We start from the raw sequence: 24273 nt of genomic DNA on the forward strand, positions 1-24273 counted from the left end.
GGTGCGGACCGGGTGGAGGCGCAAGGCCTCTTTTGCAGCGGAACCCTCCATCACGGGTCTGGCTGACAGCCCCATGCGACCTCTGCATTCTAAAATACCCCCATGAACCAGACCGTCCGCAACGAATTGATCCCTGCTGTACCCAGGGCCGCACCCGACGTGGCTGCGCCGCTGACGGTGCCCGCAACGGTGCCGCCCGCAGACCCGGGCGCCCAGACCCAGGCGCTGGGCCAGATGCGGCAGGAGGTGGTGGCCAGGTTCTGGGCCTTTTTGCCCTGTGCCGGCGTGGGTGCCCGGGCGGTGGATGCCAACCGACCAGCCCATGTGCCCAAGCAATACCAGGAGGTGGCAGGTTGGCCGCTGGTGTTGCACACCTTGGCCGCCTTCATCGCGGCCAAGCCGCTGTCGGGCGTGCTGGTGGGTGTCAGCCCCGGCGATGACTTTTTGCAGCGTTACCAGCGGCCAGGCTTTGCGATCAGCCCCTGCGGTGGCCCCAGCCGGGCCGATACGGTGGCCGGCGGCCTGCGCAGCTTGCTGGGTGACTCGGGCCTGGGTGCCCAGCCCCATGACTGGGTGCTGGTGCATGATGCGGCGCGCTGCCTGATCAAGCCCGGCCAGATTGAACAGCTGATGCAGGAATGTGCGGCCGATGAGGTGGGTGGCCTGCTGGCACTGCCATTGCCCGATACACTCAAGGCCGCTGCCACCGATGTCCATGGCCAAAGCCGGGTCAGCAGCACCTTGCCACGGGTGGACAAATGGCTGGCGCAGACGCCGCAGATGTTCCGCATCGGTACGCTGCTTGAAGCGCTCGAGCGTTGCAACGATGTGACCGATGAAGCCAGTGCCATCGAGGCGCTGGGCTTGCAGCCCCGCCTGGTGCCGGGCAGCAGTTTCAACTTCAAGGTCACCTTTCCGGATGACTTTGCGCTGGCCGAAGCCTTGCTGCTGCAGCGCATGGCCAGCGGGGACAGCCAGGTGGCCGCACTGTTTGAATGATTCCCCGGTGATGCGTTGCCAAACCCTCGCGTGAGGGTTTGGCAGTGGCTTGCACCGCGGGGTGATGTAGATGGACGAGATAAGGGATGCAAATGCTGCAAATGCGCATTGGTGAGGGTTGGGATATTCATGCGCTGGTGCCCGGGCGCGACTTGGTTTTGGGTGGCATCAAAGTGCCGCACACCACGGGCCTGCTGGGCCACTCGGATGCCGATGTGCTGCTGCATGCGATCACCGATGCCTTGGTGGGCGCCGCTGGTATGGGCGATATCGGATCGCATTTTCCCGATACCGATGCCGCTTTCCGGGGCGCAGATTCGGCCGTGCTGCTGGCCGAGGCCATGCGCCGCGTCGCGGCCAAGGGCTGGCAGGTCAACAATGTCGACAGCACCGTGATCGCCCAGGCACCCAAGCTGGCGCCGCATATACCGGCGATGCGCGCCAATATTGCCAAGACCTTGGGTATTGATGAATCCCAGGTCAATGTGAAAGCCAAGACGGCCGAAAAGATGGGCCCGGTGGGCCAGGGCGCGGCCATGGAGGCGCGTGCGGTGGTGCTGCTGGTGCGTGCGGCTGGCGAGCAGGGCTGAGCAAACGGCTGCCTTGAAAGGATGACGCCCTGCCAGAGGCGGTCATCGTGGCCGCTGTGAAGGCGCCTTCTCAGCTCTCTTCGTACTGCGCCAGGACTTGCGCCCCGGTGAGCTTGGGCGTTTCGTTGGCCAGGTCGTAATAGGCCGGTTTTTCGTCGATGAAAATCTGCGCCGACAGCTGCAGGCCATCCTCATCCTGGAACAGGCCGGCCGACAGGAAATGTTCGTTGGTGGCCAGCAGGCGGTAGAACAGGTGCGTGCCGCAATGGCTGCAAAAGGCGCGCTCGGCCCAGGGAGACGAGGCATAGCGGGCAACGGGACCGGTCAGCTCCACCTCGGTGCCGCCATGCAGCGTAAAGGCGGGGCCCTCACCCCAGCGTCTGCACATGCTGCAATGGCATACATGGACATCTTGTACGGTCGGTGCGGTCACATGGACTGCACCGCAAAGGCACTGGGCTTGCATGTCAACTCCTTGGGCAGGCATTGAGGTGCCAGCATTCTATGCACAGACATCGCTTTGTGCCAGCGCTGTGTGCCCGCCGGCATGCGAAGCCATGCCGGCGGGCGCTTCTTACTGCAGATCTGCCAGATTGGTCGGCGCGCCTGGCAGATGCCGCTTGATCTGCGGGCGCAGCAGGCGGCGCTTGGGCTCCTTGCCGATCGCCTGGTCGGGCGCGCGGCGCAGGTAGATGCTGGTGACCAGGCCCGTGCTGCCGTCCGAGGCATTGACCATGCTCAAGCGTCCGCCCATGCGTTGCACGGTTTTCTCGACGATCGACAGGCCCAGGCCTGCGCCTGCCGCAGCGGTGCGCGCGGTGTCGCCGCGGTAAAACGGCTTGGTCAGGCTGCTCAGCTGGTCCTTGGAGACGCCCGGGCCATGGTCGCGCATGCGGATGGTGACCGTGCTTTCGCTGAACTTGACGGTGATGTCCACCCGGGTGTGCGAGGCACCCGGTGTCTTGCCATAGCGGCGTGCGTTTTCCAGGACGTTGGAGAGCACACGCGAGAGCTCGATCTCATCGGCGTTGACCATCAGCTCTTCGGGCACCTTCATGTGCACCTGCAGCTCCTGGTGGTCCTGCACCGCGTAGACGCAAGAGGACACGACGCCATAGACATTGACGGGGGCGAGCTTGGCAGCGTGGTCGGGGCGGGCGTAGTCGAGGAACTTGTCGATGGTGGCATCGAGCTGCACGATGTCGGCGACCATGTGCTCGCGCGCGACCTGGTCGAACACGCTCATCTCGGTCTCCAGCCGCAGCCGGGCCAGCGGGGTGCGCAGGTCGTGCGAGATGCCGGCGAGCATCACCGCGCGGTCTTGTTCCAGCTTGGACAGGCGCTCACTCATGCGGTTGAAGCCGATGTTCACCTCGCGGATTTCGCTGGTGACCGCGTCTTCATCGAGCTGCGCTGCAAAATCGCCTTCGCGCAGCCGGTTGGTCGCGCTGGAGAGCTGCTTGAGCGGCCGGTTGATGAGGCCGGCAATCACTGCCGCTCCAGCCAACGACAGCGCCGCAGCGGTCAGCACCCACACCAGCCAGGTCTTGCCGCCGGCCGGGTTGAAGCGCGAAGGCTCGATCAGAAACCAGTTTTGGTCGCCATCGATGGTGAAGCCCACCCACAGGCCTTCTTCGCCGTTGACGCTGCTGGCCACGATGGTGCTGGGGCCCAGGCGCTTGGTGACTTCCTGCGTCAGGCGCGCGCCCAGCGGGGTGGAGTTGTCGATGGATTCATACACGTCCTTGGGCTCACGCGGGACGATGCGCACGCCTTCCTGGTCTGCCATGGTCTTGACCAGGGAGACGCGGGCGATGGCATCGGAGTGCATCAGCGCGGCACGGCTGAGGTTGACCAGCGAGGCGATCTGCTGGGCTGTCTGGATGGCGCGCGGTTCCGTCTCCAGCGAGCGCAGGGTCTGCACCCAGGCCAGGATGCTGCCCGTCAGCAGAATGGCGAGCAGAAAGAAGGTGCGCCAGAAGAGATTGAGGCCGACGCGGGTGCGCTTGTTGCTGTGCGCGGCCGCTGTGGTGCTGCCTTCCAGCGGGGCCAGGCCGGATTGGTCGGGATCGTTGACGGGGGTAGGAGCCATGGGCCGTGTGCGTGTAGAAGAGTCGGATCAATAAAGACCGGGATTGCCTGGTATTTTCGCTGTAAAGCCGGTGGGGCACCATGCCGTGCCCCAGCGTGGGGGTATCTCCCAAAAAAAACCGCCTCTCAGCCAGGCTGGGGCGGTTTTTGGGGGGTGACGGTCAGGAATCAGTTGGCGCCATCGGGTACGAAGACATAGCCCACGCCCCAGACGGTCTGGATATAGCGCGGTGCGGCTGGGTCGACCTCGACCAGCTTGCGCAGACGCGATACCTGTACGTCCAGGCTGCGGTCAAAGGGCTCGAACTCACGGCCACGCGCCAGCAACGCGAGCTTTTCACGCGACAGCGGCTGGCGCGGGTGGCGCACCAGGGTCTTGAGCATCGCGAACTCGCCGGTGGTCAGCGGCAGCTCTTCGCCGTCCTTGGTCAGCACGCGGGTGCTCATGTCGAAAGTGAAGGGGCCAAAGTTCACCACTTCGTTTTCGCCCGAGGGGGCGCCAGGCGCTTCCTGCGGTGGGCGGCGGCGCAGCACCGCATGGATACGGGCCAGCAATTCACGCGGGTTGAAGGGCTTGCCGATGTAGTCATCGGCGCCGACTTCCAGACCCACGATGCGGTCGACATCCTCACCCTTGGCGGTCAGCATGATGATCGGGGTGCGGTCATTGCTGGCGCGCAGGCGGCGGCAGATGGACAGGCCGTCTTCTCCAGGCATCATCAAATCGAGCACGATCAGATCCACCGTCTCGCGCAGCAAGATGCGTTGCAGGCCTTTGCCATCTTCGGCAATCATGACTTCAAAGCCTTCGTGCGACAGGTAGCGGCGCAGCAGATCGCGGATACGTGCGTCGTCATCAACGACCAAGATTTTGTCGACGCGATTGGTGGCAGTAACCATGGGCGGAGTCCTCCGGTTGATATGTAATATTTACATTTTGACCGGTTTTTGTGAAAAGTGCGCAATCCAGCACGTTTTTTTGACCCAAAGTTACAAAGTTTGCGTTACATATGCAGTCTGGGAGATGCATTCTTACGCAAAAAATCGACTTTTTCCTGCATTTTTTAAGGAATTTTCTGGTTTTAAAGAACCTGGTGCGACAGATTTCAAAAATGTTTCATAACTATGCGTTTGGTGCATGGATGGCGCTAGGCCAGAAAAAAGGCGTCTTCGCGCCTGGGTGAGGGGGCTCGCGCCCCGACCGGATCCTGCTTTATTGCGCGACCCAGCCTCCATCCATGTTCCAGGCCACGCCGCGCACATTGTTGGCAGCGGGCGAGCAGAAGAACACAGCCAGCTCCCCGAGTTCTTCAGGTGTGGTGAACTGCATCGACGGTTCTTTTTCTCCGAGCAACTGCTTTTTGGCCTCTTCATTGCTGACACCCATCTGGGCAGCCTTGGCATCGACCTGCTTTTGCACCAGCGGCGTGAGTACCCAGCCCGGGCAGATGGCGTTGCAGGTGATGCCGCTGGCGGCATTCTCCAAGGCGGTGACCTTGGTGAGCCCGACAATGCCATGCTTGGCGGCCACATAGGCCGACTTGCCGGCCGAGCCCACGAGGCCATGGACCGAGGCGATATTGATGATGCGGCCCCAGCCCGACTTCTGCATCGTGGGCAGTGCCAACCGGCTCGTGTGGAAGGCGCTGGTGAGGTTGATGGCGATGATGGCATCCCAGCGCTCGACCGGGAAATCCTGCACATTCGCCACATGCTGGATGCCGGCGTTGTTGACAAGGATATCCACCTGGCCGAAGGCCTCGGTGGCATAGGCGAACATGGCCTCGATGTCGGCGGCCTTGCTCATGTCAGCGCCGTGGTAGCCGACCCGCGCGCCCGAGCCGCTGCTGGCGATGACGTCTTGTACTTCCTGGATCGGGCCTTCTGAATCCCCAAAGCCATTCAAGATGATGTTGGCACCCTGGCGCGCCAACGCCTTGGCAATCCCCAGTCCGATACCGCTCGTCGATCCGGTGACGAGCGCTGTTTTTGCTTTCAACATCCAATATCTCCAGTTACTCGGTTAGTATTCATGCAAACGCTTGCATCCATCCTAAGGCAAACCCCAGCCACGGTTTGCCTGGTAGCGCTGCGTTCATCCATATAAGAGGGACCATGTACCAAGATCCACGCTTGCAGTATGTCACCTGTGCGGTGGCGGGGAATACGGACACGGGTCGCCAGAGTGCCACGCACCGCATGGCCTATTGGGAGTGGAACGACACCGGGGATCTGAACCACCCGCATGTGATCATCTGCGCCCATGGCCTGACCCGGCAAGGGCGTGATTTTGATGTGCTGGCGCGGCAGCTGGCGCTGCAGGCGCGGGTGATCTGCCCCGACGTGGTAGGCCGCGGCTACAGCGATTGGCTGGAGGACCCCGCCGGCTACCAGGTGCCCTTGTATGTGGCCGACATGCTGGCGATGCTGCAGCAGGTACACCGCGCGGCACCCATTGGCAAGCTCGATTGGGTGGGTACCAGCATGGGCGGTCTTATCGGCATCGGCCTGGCGGGCGAGCCGAGCATCCGGCCGCTGATGCCTGCACCCATCCGCCGCCTGGTACTGAATGATGTCGGGCCGACCATCGAGCCCTCGGCACTGGCGCGCATTGGCAGCTATGTGGGGCAGCATATGCTGTATGCCTCCGAGCAGGAAGCCGTGGCGGCCATGGGCCAGCTGTCCAAAGGTTTTGGCCCGCACAGCGATGAGGAGTGGCTGGCGTTGTCGCGCCCGATGCTTCGGCCCGAAGGCGCAGGCGCGGTACGGCTGCATTACGACCCGGCCATTGCACAGCCCATGCAGGCGATGACGCCGGAGATGGCTGCCGCCGGCGAGCAGCTGCTGTGGCGTTTGTACGAGCAGATCGATGCCGTCACCCTGGTGCTGCGGGGCGCAGATTCCGACTTGCTTTCTGCCCAAACGGCCCAATCTATGGCGCAACGTGGCCCCCGGGCACGGGTGGTGGAGTTTGCCGGTGTCGGCCATGCTCCCACCTTGGTATCTTTTGATCAAACGGCTGCAGTGCTGGCTTTTTTATGCGGTGCGTAGCGCACGTCCCTGTCAGGGCGTGATGGTGGTGACAACATGAAAAGTCTTACAGCAGTCGCTCAGCCCGCGCCCGGCGCGGAACATCTCCCCCCAGAACCCGTCTCGCCATTGGTGGCGGCCACTGCCAACGCCCTGCCGATGCAAGACAACGTTCTGGCGCGGGCCCGGGCCTTCTCTGTTCCGCTGATTGCAGAAGAGACGCTGGACACGGGCGAGAACGCGCTGCAGCACGCCGATGCCGTGGCTGCCATCCTCAAACATATTGGCGGCTCCGAAGCCATGCAGGCCGCTGCCTACCTGGTGCACACCAGCGAGCAGCTCAACAAGCCGCGCGAAGTCATCGGCAAGGCTTTTGGTGAAAGCTATGCGGTGCTGGCCGTAGAAACCGTGGCGCTGATGAAGGTGCAGGCCCAGGCGCGCCAGGCCGATGCCGGCCATCTGGTCGATGATCCGGCCACGCAGACCGAGAACATCCGCAAGATGCTGCTGGCATTCTCGCGCGACTTGCGTGTGGTAATGCTGCGCCTGACATCCCGCCTGCAGACCTTGCGCTGGTATGCGGCCACCAAGGGGCCAGTGTCGCCTGCAGTGGCGCGCGAGAGCCTGCAGGTCTTTGCGCCGCTGGCCAACCGCCTGGGTATCTGGCAGATCAAGTGGGAGCTGGAGGACCTGGCTTTCCGCTTTCTGGAGCCTGACACCTACAAGAAGATCGCCAAGCTGCTGGACGAGACGCGGGTGGAGCGCGAGCTCTATATGGTGGGCCTACGCGAGCGGCTCGAATCCGACCTGCGCGCGCACAGCATCAGTGCCACCGTGGCCGGCCGCCCCAAGCATATCTACAGCATCATCAAGAAGATGCGCGGCAAGTCGCTGGGCTTTGACCAGCTTTTCGATATCCGCGCGCTGCGCGTCGTCGTGCCCACGGTCAAGGACTGCTATGCGGCGCTGTCCTTTGTGCACGAGGCCTTCAGCCCGGTGGAGTCGGAGTTTGACGACTACATTGCCAAGCCCAAACCCAATGGCTACCAATCGCTGCACACGGTGGTGCGGGACGAGCATGGCAAGGCCATCGAGATTCAGATCCGCACCCAGGCCATGCATGACCATGCGGAAAACGGTGTGGCCGCCCATTGGGCCTATAAAGAGGCGGGCACCAAGGGCTATGCCGGTGTATCGGCTACCAGCGACTATGACGCCAAGATTGCGGTGCTGCGCCAGCTGCTGGCCTGGCGCAAGGACATGGTCGGGCAGACCCAGGACAGTGGCCTGTTTGACGACCATATCTATGTGCTGACGCCCAACGCTGCAGTGATCGAGCTGCCCCAGGGCGCTACCCCGGTGGACTTCGCCTATTCGGTCCACACCGATCTGGGCCACCGCTGCCGGGGTGCCAAGGTCGATGGCCAGATGGTGCCGCTCAACACGCCACTGCAAAACGGGCAGACGGTGGAGATCGTTTCCGTCAAGGAAGGGCGGCCATCGCGCGACTGGCTCAATGCCGAGCTGGGCTACCTGGTCAGCTCCCGCGCCAAGGCCAAGGTGCGTGCCTGGTTCAATGCCCAGGTGATGCACGAGACAGTGAGCCGTGGCCGTGAGCTGGTCGAGAAGCTGCTGCAGCGCGAAGGCAAGACGGCCCTCAAGCACGACGACCTGGCAGACCAGCTGGGCTTCAAGACGGCAGAGGCGCTGTTCGAGGTGGTGGGCAAGGATGAACTGTCGCTGCGCACCATTGAGAACATTCTGCGTCCCCCCGAGCCGGTGCAGGCCGACGATGACCTGGTGCTGAGCCGCCCACGCAAGGCGACGGAAGGCTCGGGCAAGGGTGGGGTGCTGGTCGTGGGCGTCGATTCGCTGATGACCCAGCTGGCCAAGTGCTGCAAGCCCGCGCCGCCCGATCGCATCGGCGGCTTCGTCACGCGCGGCAAAGGGGTCAGCGTGCACCGCCACGATTGCAGCAATTTCCGCGAGATGTGCGCGCGCAACCCCGAGCGCAGTATCGATGTGGAATGGGGGCAGCCCACCAGCGGCCAACGCTCGGCCGAAGCGGTCTACCCGGTGGATGTGGCGGTGGAGGCCCACGACCGCCAAGGCCTGCTGCGTGATATCTCCGAGTTGTTCGCGCGGGACAAGACCAATGTGATCGGTGTGCAGACCCAGTCCGTCAAGGGCACGGCCTGGATGACGTTCACCGTGGAGGTCTCGGATTCGGGCAAGCTGGCCAAGGTGCTGGCCTCTGTGGCGACGGTATCGGGCGTCCGTTCGGTGCGCCGGAAATAGGGTCGAAAAGCACTATTTTCAAAAAAAGCCGCAACTTTCCATTTGGGCCGTTTTTTCTGGCTATAATTTGAGTCTTCAACGACAGGCGCGTAGCTCAGCTGGTTAGAGCACCACCTTGACATGGTGGGGGTCGTTGGTTCGAGTCCAATCGCGCCTACCAAATTTTCCCTCTGAAGAGAACCAGACTTCAGGATAACAGGGATTTGGTAAGAAACCTCTCCAAGGTTTCTATTTTGAACAAACCGCCTTCTGGGCGGTTTTTTCATTTCTGCGCTGCTTTTCAAGCTTTGGCTTATCCTGCGCCCGATCTGAGCCGTCAATCCCATTGGGGCGGCCGGTGAAAGCATCTTTGTTGCGTTCTTGTGTCCCATCTGCCTGGCGATGCAGGTCAGGTTCACGCCGGCGCGCAGGGCGTTGGTCGCGTAGGTGTGCCGCGTCTGCTACCCATGCAATGCGTCCTTGCGTTATGTGCAGTATTTGCAGAAGGCCTTGTAATTAGATCGGGTTGCCATCGCAGTGCGCGGCACAGCTGCGGCTAGGCTATCGCAGGGCTGAAAGCTTCATGCGCCAGGCGTGCATGCATCTTATGCATGCTTGGCCAGTGGTGCTGGCTCTGCGCTTCTTGGAATGCCGAGCAATGCCGGATTTTTGCGCTGAGCGTGCTCTCGGCGCTGGCTTGGATGAAGGGACGTCGGCCCACATCCAGCGGGACGGGCTGAGAGAGTAGGCTTCGTTGATTCCATCCAGAGTGACTCATGCGTTAGAGCCTGCACATTGAGAAATGTGCACCCGGTCGGTACTGGCCCGGTTCAAGAATGCGCATTCTGAAGCCCTGATTTTCACCCGTGACGCGATCAGGGATACGGCCCAGGCGTTGCCCAAGTCCTTCGCCTTCCACGCCTGGTATGAGTATGTGCGCATGGGCACCACGCCCGTCCTGCATATGTCGCATGATCCAGAAATCCTGGCGTTGCGGGTGAAACTGTTGCACCGGCAGTTTTGGGGTTGATGTAGTTAAAACTTGCTTTGAGAAAGTTCAATTCTCAAGAAGGTCTTCTTGAAGTATCGGCAGCTCTATCGTTGTATGCTGGAAAGAATGAAGTGCACGTCCATCTGGAAGCGCTGCGGGTGATAGAAATCCAAAATAAAAATTTTCATTCGGTATGAGGAAGAAGATATTATGCGTTTTATTTCTAAAATTTATTATCTGTCATAATGCTTTGAACTAGAGCGCCAGGCCCAAAGCTGGCGGTCTTAACGCGAGGGTAATCTCGGTTGTGGTGATACCATTCGGATTAATAAATGCAGAAATGTGAATTCTAAAAGACTACTTCTTGCAAGGAAAGTTCACTGTAAGGGCTATATAAACGAGAAGCGCCGCCTGCGCATCTCTCTTTTCGGGGTTTCCTTCCAAATACTTCTGCACCGCAGAGCTAATTTGTCCATTTTTTATGTTCTTGGGATAGCACACGGCCTCAGATTGGATCAGCATGTCACTGGCGCCCATGATATATCCCATTCCAACCCCGTCGTGCAACGCGTTGCCAGGTGTAAGACCATTGCGCTTGGTACTTGTGAGGTCGTTAAGAAGGTCGTTGCCGGAGTATGCGTTTGCGTTGGCGGCAGCTACGAGGCAGAGCGCGGAAATCAGATGGCGAATCAATTCAATCTCCTAAGCAAATGAGCGAGATCTTACAGTGCCGAGCGTGGCAGGGAACAACGCACGACCATCGATCTCCGGATCGCGGGGATGCTGTAGATAAACTGAGCACCACATTGCGGCATCGCTGCTATGCTCAAGGAATCGACTTCAGAAATTGGCTTCTATGCGTTACGTCCTGATTCCCGCTTTGCTTTTTTCACTGTCTGCTTGTACCACCATCCAAGTACAGAAGGCGCCAAGTGTTGAGCCAACCATCGGCACAGATCCGAGTATCGGAAGTACCTCCACTGCCACTGTTGGCTCTGCCGTGCTGTCGCAATACAAACTCTGGAAGAAATCCGGCATGCAGCTTGCCGAACCGTATTCTGGAAGGATTGGGGGCGCTCCCGTAGACGTCTCCCAGACTGACTATTTGGTCAAGGCAGTAGCAGACTCGAAAGAGGCCTACTGCACAGAGCGTATGACAATGCGCAATCTGCTCGGTGTGGCCATCAAACCCACATGCTTTTCTGGTCTCACGGCGGATGGCCATGTGACGGAGGTCATGGTACCGGCGGACTCCGTATGGTGGCACAAAGACTTGCCTCGCCCCATTGCGATTAGAGCGGTAGAAGAGTCCATTCTTCGGCCTGAGGCCTTTCGCAATGAGTTGGTATTTTTGGGTTCTGCGGGCAAGACACTGAGGCTGCTGTACCGCGAGTACTCCGGTGACTTTGTACGCCCGGCGTTTTCTCAGGATGTGGCCTACGACGTCGAGGCACTCCCCATGGAGATCCAATTCCGGACGGCACGTATCCAAGTGCTTGAGTTGCCGGGAAGCTCCATCAAGTACAGGGTTCTTTCATCCTTTTAACGGCCATCGAAAAAACCTGCGTAGGCACTTGGCTGGCGATGTTTTCGCTGGCCTGCATCAGCGCCGAGCCCGCATCAAATACCGCGCCAGCGCCTCAAACGCCGGCAATGAGGTTGGGTCATTTGCCGCATTCCCAGCCACCGGGTGCGAGCCATAGCGGGCAATGACCATTTCCGCTTTCGGATCGATATAGAGCGCCTGGCCATGCACACCGCGCGCGGCAAAGGCGCCGTGGTCGTTGTGCGTGATCCACCACATATTGCGGTAGCTCCAGCTGGGCAAGAGGGTGTAGCCGGCTTTGGCGAAATCGGCCGGCTTGCCGCCTTGGCGGATGTCGGCGATGGCTGCAGCGGGAATGATCTGCTGTCCGTTGAAAAAGCCCTTGTTGCGGACCATTTCGCCAAAGCGCGCAAGGTCTCGCAGGCCTGTGTTCAGGCCCCCGCCGGCAAACGGGGTGCCGGTTGCGTCTACCGACATATATGCATCCTGCTCGGCGCCCAGGCGGCTCCAGATCCGGCTGGACAAGAGCTGCGCGACGGATTGGCCGCTGACCCGCGCGATGATCCAACCGAGTGCATCGGTATTGGCGGTGCGGTAGCCAAAGGCCTCGCCGTGCTGGCCTTGCGGTTGTACGGTCTGCAGAAACTCGTAATAGCTGCGGGGGCCGCTGAAGTCTTTGGGTTTGGGCAAGGGATTGCCTGCGGCCGCATGGGCCCAGACCTCCGCGTTGGGATCGGCATAGTCTTCGCTGAACCGGATGCCGGTGGTCATGTCCATCACCTGGCGCACGGTGGCGCTGCCAAAGGCTGATTCGGAGAGTTCCGGCACATAGTCCGCCACCTTGCGCTCAGGGTCGAGCTTTCCTTCTGCGACCAGCATCGCTGCCAAGGTGCCGATAAAGGACTTGGTGACCGACATCGCTGCATGCTGGCCATCGGGCTGGAGCGCGCCGGCATAGCGTTCGTAAACGATGCGGCCTTGGTGCAGCACGACCATGCCGTCGGTGTAGTTGGCGGCCAGCGCGTCACGCCAACGCATGGTTTCTCCGGTATCCAGGCGCTTGAATTCCAAGCCGTCGATATCGTCACGCAAAGCCCTCGGCAATGGGGCGGCAGGCCGCAGGCCGCGTGAAACATTCACCGTCGGCATCAGCTCGCGAAAGTGCGCCACACTCCAGCGCATCGCGGGAAATTGGAAATAGGAGCCGTCTTCAAACCGCAGAATGCGGTTCGCAGGCGGCGGCGATCCGACCATCCAGCCCAGTTTGACGGGATCGCTGTCTGCGGCATCGGGGTATGCAGATGCGGGCACCGCTTGCGCTGCAGCCATATGGCAGACCAGCAAAAGCGATGCTGCGCCCAGGCCCGGTGCGCGTTTCAACCACTGCGTTACTGCCATCTGTAGCTCCATTCATGCATGCTCTTCGCCGTATCTTATAGAGCCCAAAAGCATGCTGCCTTCATCTGCCGCAAACAGTGTGGATGGGTGACGGGAATCATCGCGTTTTGCACGGTCTTCGCATCGAGGCGCTCGCTGTACGGGAGCGCACCAAGGTGGGCGGGGGGACCGGCGCGTACCGGTTTGTCTTGCGTGGCGGTTGAGCCTGTATTCAGGCGGTTGAAGCCAGTCCTAATCCTGCAGGCGCTGCAATATGCATTTTCTTCGAGGGGCGTTGGCCATCTTTGAGGTCAGCCAGATAGCACTGGCCGGGGAAGAACACTGCTTCGACCTCTCGCAGCGACTGCAGGCCAAAACCGGCCAGTTTGAGCAGCCGCTCGGGGTAGGCCGCAATGACTGCTTCCACGGTCGTGATGTTGTGGCGGGCCAGGGCGTTGAATGCGCGGTTGGAGAGCTTTCCTGCAAGCGGGGTGGCGTGCGCAAATGGCGCATCGTTCAGCGGAGACATCAGATAGAGACAGGGTTGTGTTGCGAGCCTTGATGCTAGCACCCGAGTCCTAATACAAGCTTACAACCCAGGGGCGCAGTGCGAGATGCGGCGCCTGCCCCTGCGCGCATGAAAAAGCCCTCTGCAGAGGGCTGGTGGACAGAGAAATGGATGCATCTGCCAGCACCCATGGAGGGCCATGCTTGCTTGCACACTTGGAGGCACTCAGGATGGGGTGCTGGGGCTCGCGCTACTGCCCAGGGTCACGATGGTTTTGGGCTTCTGGCCGCGGTAGCTGAGTTCATTGCCTTTGTATTCTGGCCTTTCTATCCAGGTAATACGGGAGTCGGGAACACCATCGGGATAGGAAATTCGGTCCCTTTCATAACGGGCTTGAATCTCTTCCTGGCTCAGTGCCTGAGCCGGAAGGGGTTTGGATGCATATGTCATGGCTTTCAACTCCTTGAATATCGCTGGAATGCCGGTTCTATGCGAGGCCGCTCCTCGTCGCCACCGCCAGTATGCGCTGCGGCGCATGTACTGGGTATCGAATTCCCATAGAAAAAGCTTTGGTCTGACGTGACTTAGGCACAAATCGTCCGTTCAGCGATGGCTGTGGGAGAGCCCTTACGGCCATGCAGCTTGCACGACTGCAATACCGGACTGGTGATGGTGTGACACTGGTTGCACGCCAATCTTTTAACCCTCAAACCATCAAGGAGTGACTGATGAACGAAGACACGATCAAGGGCAACTGGAAGCAGTTCAAAGGCAAGGTGCAGGAGCAATGGGGCAAATTGACCAATGATGATCTGGATGTCGTCGATGGCCAGCGTGAACAGTTGGTGGGGCGCATTCAGGAGCGCGAAGGCATTGCCAAGGATGCAGCCGAGCAGCAGGTGAAGGACTGGGAAACCAAGAACAACTACCGCTGGTAATCAAGGCGGCCTCTCCGGTTCACACCGGGGAGGTTTTTAATGTGCTGGCGAGCGGCCCTGAATGCATGGCCGCTTTGCTGCGTTATGCACCAAGGCTTGTGCGATGAATTCTTCCGACTCTGCTTTCCAGACCATTGTCAATACCGTGGCTGGTGAACTGTCCGACCTCACGGATCTGGCCCAGGCCACACGCATTATTTTCAAGTTGTTGCTGGCCGCATTGCTGGGCGGCATGCTGGGCTATGAACGAGAAGCCAGCGGCAAGGCCGCAGGTTTGCGCACCCATATGCTGGTGGCGATGGGTTCTGCCACTTTCCTTGCGGTGGCGCAGCTGATGGGCATGACGCCTATGGATTCGAGCCGCGTGATCCAGGGGCTGGTGGCCGGTGTCGGCTTTCTGGGCGCCGGTGCGATTCTGAAGCCGGCCAAGGAGAGCACCGAGGATGTGAAGGGCCTGACGACCGCTGCGGGGATCTGGTTCACTGCGGCGATCGGCATGGCTGTGGGCGCAGGGGAGGAGGCAGCTGCCATTCTCTGCGCCTTGTTTGCGCTGTTCGTGTTGATGGTGCTACCCAAGAATGTGGTGCCGCGCAAGGATGGCTCTCCGGCGGAGCAGCGCCAGCCCGAGTGAAGGCGGGCCGCGTCCCGCTTCCGGCGCGGCATTGTCAGAATCCACCTAGACCCTCGCATTGGCCGGGCCTACGCCGCTGCCGCGGCATGCGCGGTACAAAAGGGTTTTGTTCAAAGGAGCCCCAATGCGCAGTACCCCTCGGGCGGCGGCCACCGCCAAAACCTCGTCATTTCCGCTGGCCATGGTGTTGACAGCCGCCGTCTCGGCGCTGTGGTATGCCGGCCAGCGGGTACGGGTGCCTCAGAACGTGCGCCCCGTGCAGGACTTTGATGCGGAGCAGTACATGGGCCACTGGTATGAGCTGGCCCGAATCGACTATGTGTTTGAGAGGGGTCTGACCTCCTGCACCGCCGACTATGTGTTGCAAAGCGACGGCACGGTGCAGGTGACCAATCGCGGCTTCAATCCGGCGAACGGGCGGTGGAAATCCGCAACAGCGGTCGCCAAGCTGCTGGCAGGGCCGGAAGTTGGCTCGTTGAAAGTCTCTTTCTTTCGTCCTTTTTATGCGGGCTACCATGTGGTCTACGTCGATCACGATGCAGGCCATGCGGTGGTGGTGGGCGACGGGGCGAAATACGCCTGGATTCTCTCGCGTACGCCCAGCATCGATGACGCTGCCTATACGCGTTTGGTAGCGATTGCCGTGAGCAACGGCGTCGATGCGAGCCGCCTGGTGCGCGTGCCGCATGGCGCCGCGCTGGAAATGGTGGAAAGCTCCAAGGCGGCTTGAAAGCGGGACAAAGGCTGCGTGCGTGGCATGGGTATTAAATGATATTCATTCTCAACTGATTTATCATCAGCCCATCGAGAGATGCAGCCACGGCGCTGCTCTCGGCATCTGTTTCATCGTGGGGCGACCCGGGACCTCAGCGTCTCCAAGGTCGTTTTTGCTAGCCACCGGTCGGCCTCAAGGGCCTGCCAGCCAGCCAAGCTCTTTTCCACGCTATCGATGGCCTGCGCGGTCTGTATGTCGATGTCCCATGCTTCCCACCCTTCCCAGCCCTCTAGCAGCCAAACGGCCCCCGATGTGCGCCGTGACACCGAGCACCAACGCGGACTGCAGCTGCTCGATGCCACGATCATTTCGCTCAAGCGCCCGTCACCGCATACCTTGCGGGTCGGCATGCATCTGGGTGACGCCGGCAACGACCCGGTGTGGGACGGCGTGAACGTCGCCTTCCGGGTCTATCCTGATCCGCAATGGCCTGCCATCTCGCGTGTCTACACCGTCAGAAGCTTTGCGCCGCATACGCGCTGCGCCGAGTTCGATGTGGTGATGCATGGAGGTGACAGCCCGATGATGCGCTGGGCCGCACAGGCGGCCATTGGCCAGCAAGTGCGGCTGACAGGCCCCCGTGGCAATATCGTGCTGCCCCGGGGCGAAGGACGCCCGGTGGCGTTGTTCTGTGATGACTCGGGACTGCCTGCGCTCTATGCGATCCTGCGCCGCTGGCCCGCAGGGGTTCAAGGCGTAGGCTGGATCGCCAGTGATGATCTGCATGGGATCGGGGAATTGCCGACAGTGCCTGGCCTGCAGTTGCAGCGGCTGCCAGCGCATGGCACCGACCTGTTGCTGCAGCAGGCGCGCCAGTTGCAGTCCCCTGCGCAGCATCTGATCTGGGGTGCGGGCGAGCGCGATGAAATGCGCGCTATCCGCAAGTATTTTCAAACCGAGCTCGGCATGGACAAGGCGGATGTGTCCATCGCCGGATACTGGAAGCGCGGCGCGAGCAATACCGACATTGATGCCGAGCGCCAAAGTGCCTACCAAAAGTTCTGCGCCGCCGGCGGCAAGCTGGCCGATTGGGACGACTTAGGCATCGCGCTGTAGGCGCACGGCACGCCGCAGAACGCCTAGGGGCCACCTGCTGGTTATCAGGTGCGCGCGTGGTGCCGCTTCGCCGGGCTTCAGCGGTCGTGGCGCGGTCGGGACGGTCGCAATAGCGTTCACCACGGCTGCCGTGCATTGATTGACGCGGGGCTTGGCGGCACAATCGTTCGCTTTGGCCTGCGCCGCAGGCACGCACTATCTCCCCAGTTCGCAGCCCATGTCTGATCTCAATCTATCGCTGGTTTTTCTGTTCGCGCTGTCGGTCATTACCTTGCTGGTCACCCCGGGCCCGGTGACCTTGCTGGTGGCCCGTGCCGGGCTGGTGGGTGGCATGCGCCGGGCGTTTGCCACCATTTGCGGCACCAACCTGGCCTCGCTGGTGCTGATTTTCCTGTCGGCGCTGTTGATCAAGGGCTTGCTGGTCATCGATGAATCCGCGTTCAAGCTGGTGCGCCTGGCGGGCTGCCTCTACATCGTCTGGATCGCCTGGGGCATGGTCGGCGATGCCTGGGCGATGGATGCCCAAACTGGCACTGCCATGTCTGCAGAACCTGCCACGGGCAGCAAGCAGGGCGGCTTCAGCCAGGGCTTTATCCTCGGTGTCTCCAACCCCAAGGACATCATTTTCTTTGCCTCGTTTCTGCCGCAGTTCATCGGCGTGCTGCCTGCGCCTGACCACAGCCTGGCGGTGCTCACCGTCATCTGGGTGGTGCTGGATTTCAGCATGCTCGGGCTGATTGCGCTGCTGGTACGCCGCTTGATTTCTCCCGCCCGCGAAAAGCGCATCTTGCTGGTGGCCTCCTGCCTGCTGCTGGCCATCGGTGTTGCCGGTTTTGGCTATGGGCTCTACGACCTGGTGGCGTAGTGCGGCGTCAACCCTGCGCTGCCTCTTCGCTGGTACAACGCCAACAGGCCTGCCCTATGCAGGCCTGTTTTTTTATGCACACGCGCCGTTGGGCGGCGCCTCAGCGGCTGTCAACCGGCTGTCCAGGCGCTGCCTCATGGGCGGGCGCTGGGCGGCACAACGGCGCCGGCACAGGCACGGGCAGGCCAGCGGCCAAGGCCTGGTCATAGACCTGGATGCGGCGGCGCTGTTCGGCCAGCGCCTTGGCATCCAGATCGGGGCCGCATGAGGGCAGGGGGGGGGCCGCGGCAAGTGGGGCGCTGGCTTCTGAGGCTGCCGGTGCAGCGGCCATGGGGGGGGCTGGCCGCTCGGCTGCGCGACTTGCTTCGGCTGCCTGCTTTCTGACAGCGGGTGGGGCCGCAGGGTATGCGGGTGCCACAGCGGCTGCGGCAGGTGCGGGCAGGGGCGGGGCAACAGGCGCTGGTGTGGATGCAGGTGCCGGGAGCGTGCGGCGCTCTGCCTGTGGCGCGGGTGCGCGGGCAGGCGCGGGGCTGGTGTTGGCGCTGCCCGCGCCTGCGTTAGCGGCAGAGGCGGGCGCAGGCGCGGGCGCCGCGCCGGTGGCAGGGCTTGCTGCCTTGCCCATCGGTGCAGCTTCGCTGCGCATCTTGGCGCTGCCGGGGGCCGCTGCGCTGTCTGCGGCGGCATGTGCCGGGGGCGCGCCAGGTGGCGGAGGCGGTGCCGATGCTGCGCTGGGCGCGCTGTCCATCCGCGGGGCTTCCAGCTGCGGCGCGCCGTGTTCATGCAGCTGCTGCAGCGCCAGCCAGCTGACCAGGCCAATGGCGGCCAGGCTGCCCAGTGCCTGCAGCCACCAGCGGCGGTCGTTGGCGGCCTCGCCACCGAAGTGCTGGCCTTGTTGGCCGGCGCCGTCCAGATCGCCAGGCGCAGCGGCGGGGTTCTGTGCTGCTTTCGCACGCGCATGGGCCAGGATGCGCGCGGTGCTGGCATCGCTGGGGCCGGCATCCTGCGCGCTGGCCTCACGGTAGAGGTCGACCAGCGTATCGGGCCGCTTGGGATCTTGCGGGGCGTTCATGCGGTCACCTCGATGGCCTGGCGCAGTTTGGCGCGGGCATAGCGCAAGCGGCTTTTGGCCGTTTCCTGGGTCACCTGTGTGGCCGCCGCGATCTCGGCCAAGGACATATCGGCCTCGGCCTGCAGCAAAAATGTCTCGCGCTGTTCGGGGGGCAACTGGGCCAGGGCGTCGAGCAGCGCGCGCGCCAGGTCCTTGCGGCCCTGCAGCCGCTCGGGATCAAAGCCGGAGTTGGCAAACAAGGTCTCGGCCAGGCGCATGCCTTCGCTGTCCTCTTCATCCAGGCTGCGGTGGGCCTTGTGGCGGCGCCAGTGGTCCACCAGCTTGTGGTGGGCCAAGGTGAAGGCCCAGGTAGTGAACTGTGCCTGCGGCTGGTAGCGGGCGGCGCCATCGACCACGGCAAACCAGGTCTCCTGCGCCAGGTCATCGGCCAGCGCGGCATTGCCGGTATTGCGGAAAAAATAACGCCACAAGCGCTGGCTGTGGCGCTGGTAGAGCTGCTCGAACGCCGCTACCTGACCGCTGGCGTAGGCCAGCATCAGCGCTTGGTCGTCTGGCATCTCGGCTTGCATGCGGCAGATTATGCAAAAGCCTGCGCCCGCTGGTGGTCGATGTGGAGAAAATCGCACGCCGCAGCACAGCTTTGGCTGCGGCGGCGGGCCTTCAGTAGGCAGGCGGATCAGGTACATAGCCAGAGGGCGATGCCGGAAAAGGGCGGGGCGCCGGCTGCACGGCGGGCTGCGGCGCGCGGATGATGCCCTGGGCCACCAGGTTGGCATGGCTGTCATAGCGGATGCGGATGATTTGCGCCGGGCTGCTGCTGGCGCTGTGGAACTCGGTGGTCCGCGTCACAGAGCGCTCCAGTGCACCATGGCCGGTGCCCAGGCGCGGCGCCACCGGTGCCGGGGCAGCGGGTGCGGTGGCCTGGCGGGATTCTGCAGCGACCGGGGCACTGGGCGCGGCGGAGGCGGCGGGGCTGGCCGGTGGCGGCATCGCTGGCGCTGCGCTGTCGGCGCTGCTGGCCTCGGCGGCCGGTGCCGAGCTTTTTTGCGCCTCGCGGTTGCGCAGGATGGGTGGCTGGGGCTGGGGTTCGCGCTCGCGGAACACCGCGACCCCGATCACGCCGATGTCGCGGGGCCGGCCGGTGCGTGCGGCATAAGAATCGTCGCTGTGGGAGAAGTAGAAGGCGGCGACCTGCTGGTCGCTCTTGCGCCAGCCGGAGATGGCCCATTGCTGGCGGCCGCCCAGCACATAGCCATCGTCGGGCACGGCAGCCGCTGCCTGGCCGCTGATGGCGTTGATGCCGTCAATGCTGAGCACTGCGAGGATGCGGCCTCGGCTGCGGTTCTTGATATCGACGGCATAGCTGCTGCCCGGTTGGCCTGCCACCCAGTACTCGCCTTGGTGGTAGTACAGAGGCAGGCGTTGGCCACTGCTGCGGTCGATGATCTGCACATCGGCCAGCTGGCTGGCCTGCGCGGGCAGGCCGCCCCCCAGGCTGCCAGCAAGCAGGGTGAGTGATGCCAGGGCTTTGATGCCGAGGCGCTGGTGCGGGCGAGTGGAGAAGAACGCAGAAACCGGGGCAGAGGGGGCGTGCATGGCAGGGCTTTGCAGAAGTGGTGGTCTGCCCTGAATCGCGCCATCCGCCCGCAAGGGGTTAAATGGCGCTGCACCCAAACGTATTTATTTGTAAGCCTCGCGGACAGGCCGTTGCAGCGGGCCTGCCCGAAAGCCGCGCTTACTTCTGCGTCACCAGCGAGCAGGTGCTCTTGGACAGTGGCTGGAAAGCCTGCTCGCCCGGGATGGTGTCCAGGATCTTGTAGTAGTCCCAGGGGCCCTTGGATTCCTTGGGTGTCTTCATCTGCACCAGGAACATGTCATGCACCATGCGGCCGTCTTCGCGCACATAGCCGTTTTGCGAGAACATGTCGTTGATCTTCATGGTCTTGAGCTGCTTGGTCACCGCCAGGCCATCATCGGTGCCAGCCGCCTCGATGGCCTTGAGATACTGGGTGACGGCCGAGTAGACGCTGGCCTGGTTCATCGAGGGCATTTTCTTCATGCGGGCCTGGTATTTTTTGGACCACTCGCGCGAGGCATCGTTACGGTCCCAATAGAACGCGGTCGCAAAGGTCAGGCCCTGGCCCAGCTCCAGCCCCATCGCATGGGCATCGTTGATGTAGATGAGCTGGGGCACAAAGGTCAGGTTCTTGGTCATGCCGAACTCGCGCGCCGTCTTGATGGAGTTGACGGTGTCCTGCGTGGCGTTGGCCAGTGCGATCACCTGGGCCTTGCTGGCCTGGGCCTGCATCATGAAGGACGAGAAATCGCTGGCATTGAAGGGGTGGTAGACGGTGCCCAGCACCTTGCCGCCGCCTTCCTTGACGAAGTCGGTGACGGTGGCGGCCGTCACCTTGCCATAGGCGTAATCGACGGCCACGATGTACCAGTCCTTCTTGCCCTGGGCCAGGATACTCTGCACCGCAGACTTGCCCAGCGAGTACGAATCCACCGTGTAGTGGATCGATGTCGGGCCACAGAATTCATTGGTCAGCCCGGTGGACAGCGCGCCCGTGCTGATGGCGACCTTGCCACGCTCCTTGGCCATCGTGAACACCGCACCGGCAATGGCCGAGTTGTTGATGTCGACGATCATGTCCACCCCTTCGGCATCCCACCACTGGCGCGCCTTGGTGCCGCCAATATCGGCCTTGTTCTGGTGGTCGGCAAACACCACTTCCACCGGCTTGCCCAGCACCTTGGCGCCAAAGTCTTCGACCGCCATCTTGGCCGCTTCTACCGAGCCCTTGCCGCCCGAGTCTGCGTACTGGCCCGACATGTCGCTGAGCACACCGATCTTGACCTTGTCATCGGAGATGCCGGCGGCCTGGACGGCCAGGGTGGCGCATGCCAGCAAGCTGGCAGCAGCGGTGGATGTGCGAAGGGTCATTGCTTGTCTCCTGTCTGTTGTTGTCGTCACCGGCGGGTCCTGGCCTGGCTGCGGCGTGGCCACCGGCCTTCGCAGGAATTATCAAAAGCGTTGCGGCAGCCCATTACGGTGCTTCCCCTAGGACGCTGGGCAAACCAGTCCCATCTGCGACAAAATGCAAGAATGCTGGCTGCGCCCTGCTGCTGTCTCAGTCATACGGCTTGAAAGGCCCCGATGGATCCCTCGCACACCCACCCCGCCCCCTTTGAGACCATGCCGCTCAACGCGATGAAGCTGCTGGTCTTGCTGGTGCTGGTGCTCAGCACTTTTGGCGGCCTGTACTGGGCGCCGGAGATCGATGCCCTCTGGGGCAATGGCACGGCCTATCTGTACGGCGCATCGGTGCTGCCGGTGCTGTATGTGCTGCTGGTTGGCGGCTACGCCTTGTACATGCACCGCCACCCGGAGAAGGATGTGCAGGTTGCCCGCAATGACCATGGCACGAAACCATAAGTTCTTTGTGCTGTACCTGCTGGGCCTGGGCTGCTTTATCGGCCTGGTCGCCTGGGCCGAGCGCGCCGGTCTGTCGCGCCAGTGGATTGGTCCGCTGTTCCTGTTTGTCCCGGTGATGATGTATGCGGCCATTGGCGTCTGGGGGCGCACGGCCGATTCGGAGGAGTACTACGTGGCCGGGCGCCGCATACCGCCGGTCTACAACGGCATGGCCACGGCGGCCGACTGGATGAGCGCGGCCTCCTTTTTGTCGCTGTCGGGCGCGCTGTACCTGCAGGGCTTTGCCGGCACCAGCCAGCAAGCGGGGGGCCTGGCCTATCTGCTGGGCTGGAGTGGCGGCTTTGTATTGGTGGCGCTGCTGATTGCGCCGCAGCTGCGGGCGCTCAATCTCTACACCTTGCCCGATTTCTTTCAACTGCGCTATGGCGGGCGCTGGCCGCGCGTGATTGCTGCGGTGGCAGCGGTGATGTGCTCGTTTTCCTATGTGGTGGCGCAGATCTATGCGGTGGGCCTGATCGCCTCGCGGCTCACCGGCGTGCAGTTCGAGATCGGCATCATGCTGGGCTTGGGCGGTGTGCTGGTGTGCTCCTTTCTGGGCGGCATGCGGGCCATCACCTGGACCCAGGTCGCGCAGTACGTGATGCTCCTGCTGGCCTTCCTGATCCCGGTGTCGTGGCTGGCCTACCAGCGCCTGGGCAACCCGGTCGCCGCCGTGGCCTACACCCAGGACCTGGGCAAGATCGCCGACCTGGAAAAGCAGCTGCTGAGCGACCCGGCCGAGCGCGATGTGGAACTGGTCTATCTGCAAAAGGGCATGCTGTATGAATCGCGGCTGCGCAACATCCCCGCTGCGCTGGAGGCGGAGCGCACGCGCCTGCACGAGAAAGTGCAGCAGTTGCGCATCAGCAATGCGGACCTGAGCCAGGTGCTGGCCGCAGGACGCGAGCTGGCCGCCTTGCCACAGGACGTGGCCAGCGCCCGTGAGCTGTGGACGGCAGCCATGCGCGAGAACTATGCCCGTGCCCAGCCGCTGGGCGGCATGCCGCAGCACACCTTGCCCTATGCGCCGATGCTGGGCACCGAACAAAGCGCGCAGGAGCAGGAGAGCCTGTCGCGCCGTAACTTCATGGCGCTGATGTTCTGCCTGATGCTGGGCACGGCCGGTCTGCCGCATCTGCTCACCCGCTTCTACACCCTGCCCAGTCCGGCGGCTGCGCGCAGCTCGGTGGTCTGGACCTTATTCTTCGTGGTGCTGCTCTACACCAGTGCGCCGGCGCTCGCTGCGCTGGTCAAGCTGGAGGTGATGCAAAGCCTGGTCGGTAGCCATTTCGATGCGTTGCCGGCCTGGATCGCGCAGTGGACGCGGATGGACAACGCCTTGCTGTCGATCGAGGATGCGAATGGCGATGGCATTGTGCAATGGGGCGAAATCCACCTTGGTGCGGACCTGATCATGCTGGCTACGCCGGAGTTGGGAGGCCTGCCCTTTGTGGTCTCGGGCCTGGTGGCGGCCGGCGGGCTGGCCGCTGCGCTGTCCACCGCCGATGGCCTGCTGCTGACCATCAGCAACGCGCTGGTGCGTGACCTCTACCTGGTCGAGCGCGGCAAGTCGGTCACGCCGCAGCAGCGCGTGATTCTGTCCAAGTTCACATTGCTGATGGTGGCGCTCGCTGCGGCCGCAGTGGCGTCGGTGCGCAGCTCGGGCATTCTGGTGCTGGTGTCCGCTTCATTCTCGATTGCCGCTGCCGCCTTTGTGCCGGCCATGCTGCTGGGCCTGTACTGGCGCGGTGCCACGCGGCGCGGGGCCGTGTGCGGCATGGCGGCCGGGCTGGGAATTACGCTGTACTACATGGTCGTCAACATGCCGATCACCAGCCTGGTGCCCGGCGCCCAGGCCTCTGCGCATCTGTGGTGGGGCATTCAGCCCACATTGGCAGCGGTGTTTGGTGTGCCGCTGGGCATCTTCGTGACCTGGGCGGTCAGCTGCTGCACCCGGCAGTCCTTGCCCCGGGCCCCATAGCGCAGGCCAGGCTGGCCCGGACATGAAAAAAACTGCACAGGCTGGGCGCCATGTGCAGTTCTTATGGGGGT

25 protein-coding genes and 1 tRNA gene are annotated in these 24273 nt (G+C 62.5%); 14 read left to right on the forward strand and 12 right to left on the reverse strand.

The features are described from left to right. Positions 1 to 102: 102 nt before the first annotated feature. Together AB7A72_RS22590 and ispF are read left to right on the forward strand one after the other, a co-directional pair. A complete protein-coding gene (locus AB7A72_RS22590; protein WP_373450682.1) occupies positions 103 to 999 on the forward strand; it encodes an IspD/TarI family cytidylyltransferase in 897 nt (298 codons plus the stop codon). 86 nt (positions 1000 to 1085) lie between these two features. Next, a complete protein-coding gene (gene ispF / locus AB7A72_RS22595) occupies positions 1086 to 1589 on the forward strand; it encodes a 2-C-methyl-D-erythritol 2,4-cyclodiphosphate synthase (RefSeq protein WP_239808813.1) in 504 nt (167 codons plus the stop codon). A 70-nt stretch (positions 1590 to 1659) separates the two neighbouring features. Here ispF and AB7A72_RS22600 read toward each other — a convergent pair whose 3' ends face one another. The 4 genes from AB7A72_RS22600 to AB7A72_RS22615 all read right to left on the reverse strand — a co-directional run bounded on the left by AB7A72_RS22600 (position 1660) and on the right by AB7A72_RS22615 (position 5682). Beyond that, a complete protein-coding gene (locus AB7A72_RS22600) occupies positions 1660 to 2055 on the reverse strand; it encodes a GFA family protein (RefSeq protein ID WP_369461237.1) in 396 nt (131 codons plus the stop codon). A gap of 108 nt (positions 2056 to 2163) precedes the next feature. Then, entirely contained in the window at positions 2164 to 3681 is a 1518-nt protein-coding gene (locus AB7A72_RS22605) for a sensor histidine kinase (protein WP_239808811.1), read from the reverse strand. Between the two features lie 167 nt (positions 3682 to 3848). Continuing rightward, on the reverse strand, positions 3849 to 4580 hold the full coding sequence (ompR, locus tag AB7A72_RS22610) for an osmolarity response regulator transcription factor OmpR (protein WP_021027409.1): 732 nt from the start codon (positions 4578 to 4580) through the stop codon (positions 3849 to 3851). Positions 4581 to 4893: 313 nt separating this feature from the next. Further along, positions 4894 to 5682 (reverse strand): 3-hydroxybutyrate dehydrogenase, encoded by a 789-nt coding sequence (locus AB7A72_RS22615; RefSeq protein ID WP_312415197.1) that lies wholly within the window; start codon positions 5680 to 5682, stop codon positions 4894 to 4896. A gap of 113 nt (positions 5683 to 5795) precedes the next feature. Between AB7A72_RS22615 and AB7A72_RS22620 the strand changes: the two genes are divergently transcribed. The 4 genes from AB7A72_RS22620 (at position 5796) to AB7A72_RS22635 (ending at position 10017) form a co-directional block, all read left to right on the forward strand. Then, on the forward strand, positions 5796 to 6731 hold the full coding sequence (locus AB7A72_RS22620) for an alpha/beta fold hydrolase (RefSeq protein WP_312462909.1): 936 nt from the start codon (positions 5796 to 5798) through the stop codon (positions 6729 to 6731). 36 nt (positions 6732 to 6767) lie between these two features. Next, complete coding sequence (locus AB7A72_RS22625; RefSeq protein ID WP_394680727.1) at positions 6768 to 9008, forward strand: RelA/SpoT family protein; 2241 nt, start codon at positions 6768 to 6770, stop codon at positions 9006 to 9008. Between the two features lie 83 nt (positions 9009 to 9091). Continuing rightward, a tRNA-Val gene (locus AB7A72_RS22630) sits at positions 9092 to 9168 on the forward strand. A 621-nt stretch (positions 9169 to 9789) separates the two neighbouring features. Beyond that, a complete protein-coding gene (locus tag AB7A72_RS22635; protein ID WP_239808807.1) occupies positions 9790 to 10017 on the forward strand; it encodes a hypothetical protein in 228 nt (75 codons plus the stop codon). Between the two features lie 318 nt (positions 10018 to 10335). Here the strand turns inward: AB7A72_RS22635 and AB7A72_RS22640 are convergent, their stop codons facing one another. After that, positions 10336 to 10671 carry a Rap1a/Tai family immunity protein gene (locus tag AB7A72_RS22640; protein ID WP_369461238.1) on the reverse strand — a complete coding sequence of 112 codons (336 nt, stop codon included), beginning with the start codon at positions 10669 to 10671 and terminating at the stop codon, positions 10336 to 10338. Between the two features lie 163 nt (positions 10672 to 10834). Between AB7A72_RS22640 and AB7A72_RS22645 the strand changes: the two genes are divergently transcribed. After that, positions 10835 to 11524, forward strand: a complete 690-nt coding sequence (locus AB7A72_RS22645) for a hypothetical protein (RefSeq protein WP_369461239.1) — start codon at positions 10835 to 10837, stop codon at positions 11522 to 11524. 57 nt (positions 11525 to 11581) lie between these two features. Here the strand turns inward: AB7A72_RS22645 and AB7A72_RS22650 are convergent, their stop codons facing one another. From AB7A72_RS22650 to AB7A72_RS22660, 3 genes are all read right to left on the reverse strand, one after another. Then, a complete protein-coding gene (locus AB7A72_RS22650) occupies positions 11582 to 12853 on the reverse strand; it encodes a serine hydrolase domain-containing protein (protein ID WP_369461265.1) in 1272 nt (423 codons plus the stop codon). A gap of 280 nt (positions 12854 to 13133) precedes the next feature. Then, positions 13134 to 13430, reverse strand: a complete 297-nt coding sequence (locus AB7A72_RS22655) for a DNA-directed RNA polymerase subunit alpha C-terminal domain-containing protein (RefSeq protein WP_239808804.1) — start codon at positions 13428 to 13430, stop codon at positions 13134 to 13136. A 204-nt stretch (positions 13431 to 13634) separates the two neighbouring features. Then, positions 13635 to 13859 (reverse strand): hypothetical protein, encoded by a 225-nt coding sequence (locus tag AB7A72_RS22660; RefSeq protein WP_239808803.1) that lies wholly within the window; start codon positions 13857 to 13859, stop codon positions 13635 to 13637. 278 nt (positions 13860 to 14137) lie between these two features. Between AB7A72_RS22660 and AB7A72_RS22665 the strand changes: the two genes are divergently transcribed. The 5 genes from AB7A72_RS22665 to AB7A72_RS22685 all read left to right on the forward strand — a co-directional run bounded on the left by AB7A72_RS22665 (position 14138) and on the right by AB7A72_RS22685 (position 17674). Beyond that, the gene (locus AB7A72_RS22665; RefSeq protein WP_133859091.1) at positions 14138 to 14347 is read left to right on the forward strand and encodes a CsbD family protein; all 210 of its coding nucleotides are present in this window, start codon (positions 14138 to 14140) and stop codon (positions 14345 to 14347) included. A 103-nt stretch (positions 14348 to 14450) separates the two neighbouring features. After that, positions 14451 to 14978, forward strand: coding sequence for an MgtC/SapB family protein (locus AB7A72_RS22670; RefSeq protein WP_239808802.1), 528 nt, complete (start codon positions 14451 to 14453; stop codon positions 14976 to 14978). A 124-nt stretch (positions 14979 to 15102) separates the two neighbouring features. Continuing rightward, entirely contained in the window at positions 15103 to 15708 is a 606-nt protein-coding gene (locus AB7A72_RS22675; RefSeq protein ID WP_369461240.1) for a lipocalin family protein, read from the forward strand. A 243-nt stretch (positions 15709 to 15951) separates the two neighbouring features. Then, positions 15952 to 16809 (forward strand): siderophore-interacting protein, encoded by an 858-nt coding sequence (locus AB7A72_RS22680; protein WP_369461241.1) that lies wholly within the window; start codon positions 15952 to 15954, stop codon positions 16807 to 16809. A gap of 217 nt (positions 16810 to 17026) precedes the next feature. Further along, positions 17027 to 17674 carry a LysE family translocator gene (locus tag AB7A72_RS22685; RefSeq protein ID WP_312462925.1) on the forward strand — a complete coding sequence of 216 codons (648 nt, stop codon included), beginning with the start codon at positions 17027 to 17029 and terminating at the stop codon, positions 17672 to 17674. Between the two features lie 100 nt (positions 17675 to 17774). Here the strand turns inward: AB7A72_RS22685 and AB7A72_RS22690 are convergent, their stop codons facing one another. The 4 genes from AB7A72_RS22690 to AB7A72_RS22705 form a co-directional block, all read right to left on the reverse strand. After that, positions 17775 to 18743, reverse strand: a complete 969-nt coding sequence (locus AB7A72_RS22690) for a hypothetical protein (RefSeq protein ID WP_369461242.1) — start codon at positions 18741 to 18743, stop codon at positions 17775 to 17777. Then, positions 18740 to 19300, reverse strand: a complete 561-nt coding sequence (locus AB7A72_RS22695; RefSeq protein WP_239808797.1) for a sigma-70 family RNA polymerase sigma factor — start codon at positions 19298 to 19300, stop codon at positions 18740 to 18742. Before AB7A72_RS22695 ends, AB7A72_RS22690 begins: the two co-directional genes overlap by 4 nt. A 103-nt stretch (positions 19301 to 19403) precedes the next feature. Next, positions 19404 to 20339: a hypothetical protein gene (locus tag AB7A72_RS22700; protein WP_369461243.1), complete on the reverse strand. Its 936-nt coding sequence runs from the start codon at positions 20337 to 20339 to the stop codon at positions 19404 to 19406. 139 nt (positions 20340 to 20478) lie between these two features. Beyond that, on the reverse strand, positions 20479 to 21690 hold the full coding sequence (locus AB7A72_RS22705) for an ABC transporter substrate-binding protein (protein ID WP_312415237.1): 1212 nt from the start codon (positions 21688 to 21690) through the stop codon (positions 20479 to 20481). Between the two features lie 213 nt (positions 21691 to 21903). On the opposite strand from AB7A72_RS22705, the gene AB7A72_RS22710 reads away from it, so the two are divergent. Together AB7A72_RS22710 and AB7A72_RS22715 are read left to right on the forward strand one after the other, a co-directional pair. Beyond that, positions 21904 to 22182 carry a hypothetical protein gene (locus tag AB7A72_RS22710; protein WP_239808794.1) on the forward strand — a complete coding sequence of 93 codons (279 nt, stop codon included), beginning with the start codon at positions 21904 to 21906 and terminating at the stop codon, positions 22180 to 22182. Then, complete coding sequence (locus AB7A72_RS22715; RefSeq protein WP_369461244.1) at positions 22166 to 24202, forward strand: VC_2705 family sodium/solute symporter; 2037 nt, start codon at positions 22166 to 22168, stop codon at positions 24200 to 24202. The genes AB7A72_RS22710 and AB7A72_RS22715 overlap by 17 nt, the downstream gene beginning before the upstream one ends. The last annotated feature ends 71 nt before the right edge of the window (positions 24203 to 24273 follow it).

The sequence above is a fragment of the Comamonas sediminis genome, assembly GCF_041107495.1.
In the GTDB taxonomy this organism is placed as follows: Bacteria; Pseudomonadota; Gammaproteobacteria; order Burkholderiales; family Burkholderiaceae_C; genus Comamonas; species Comamonas sediminis.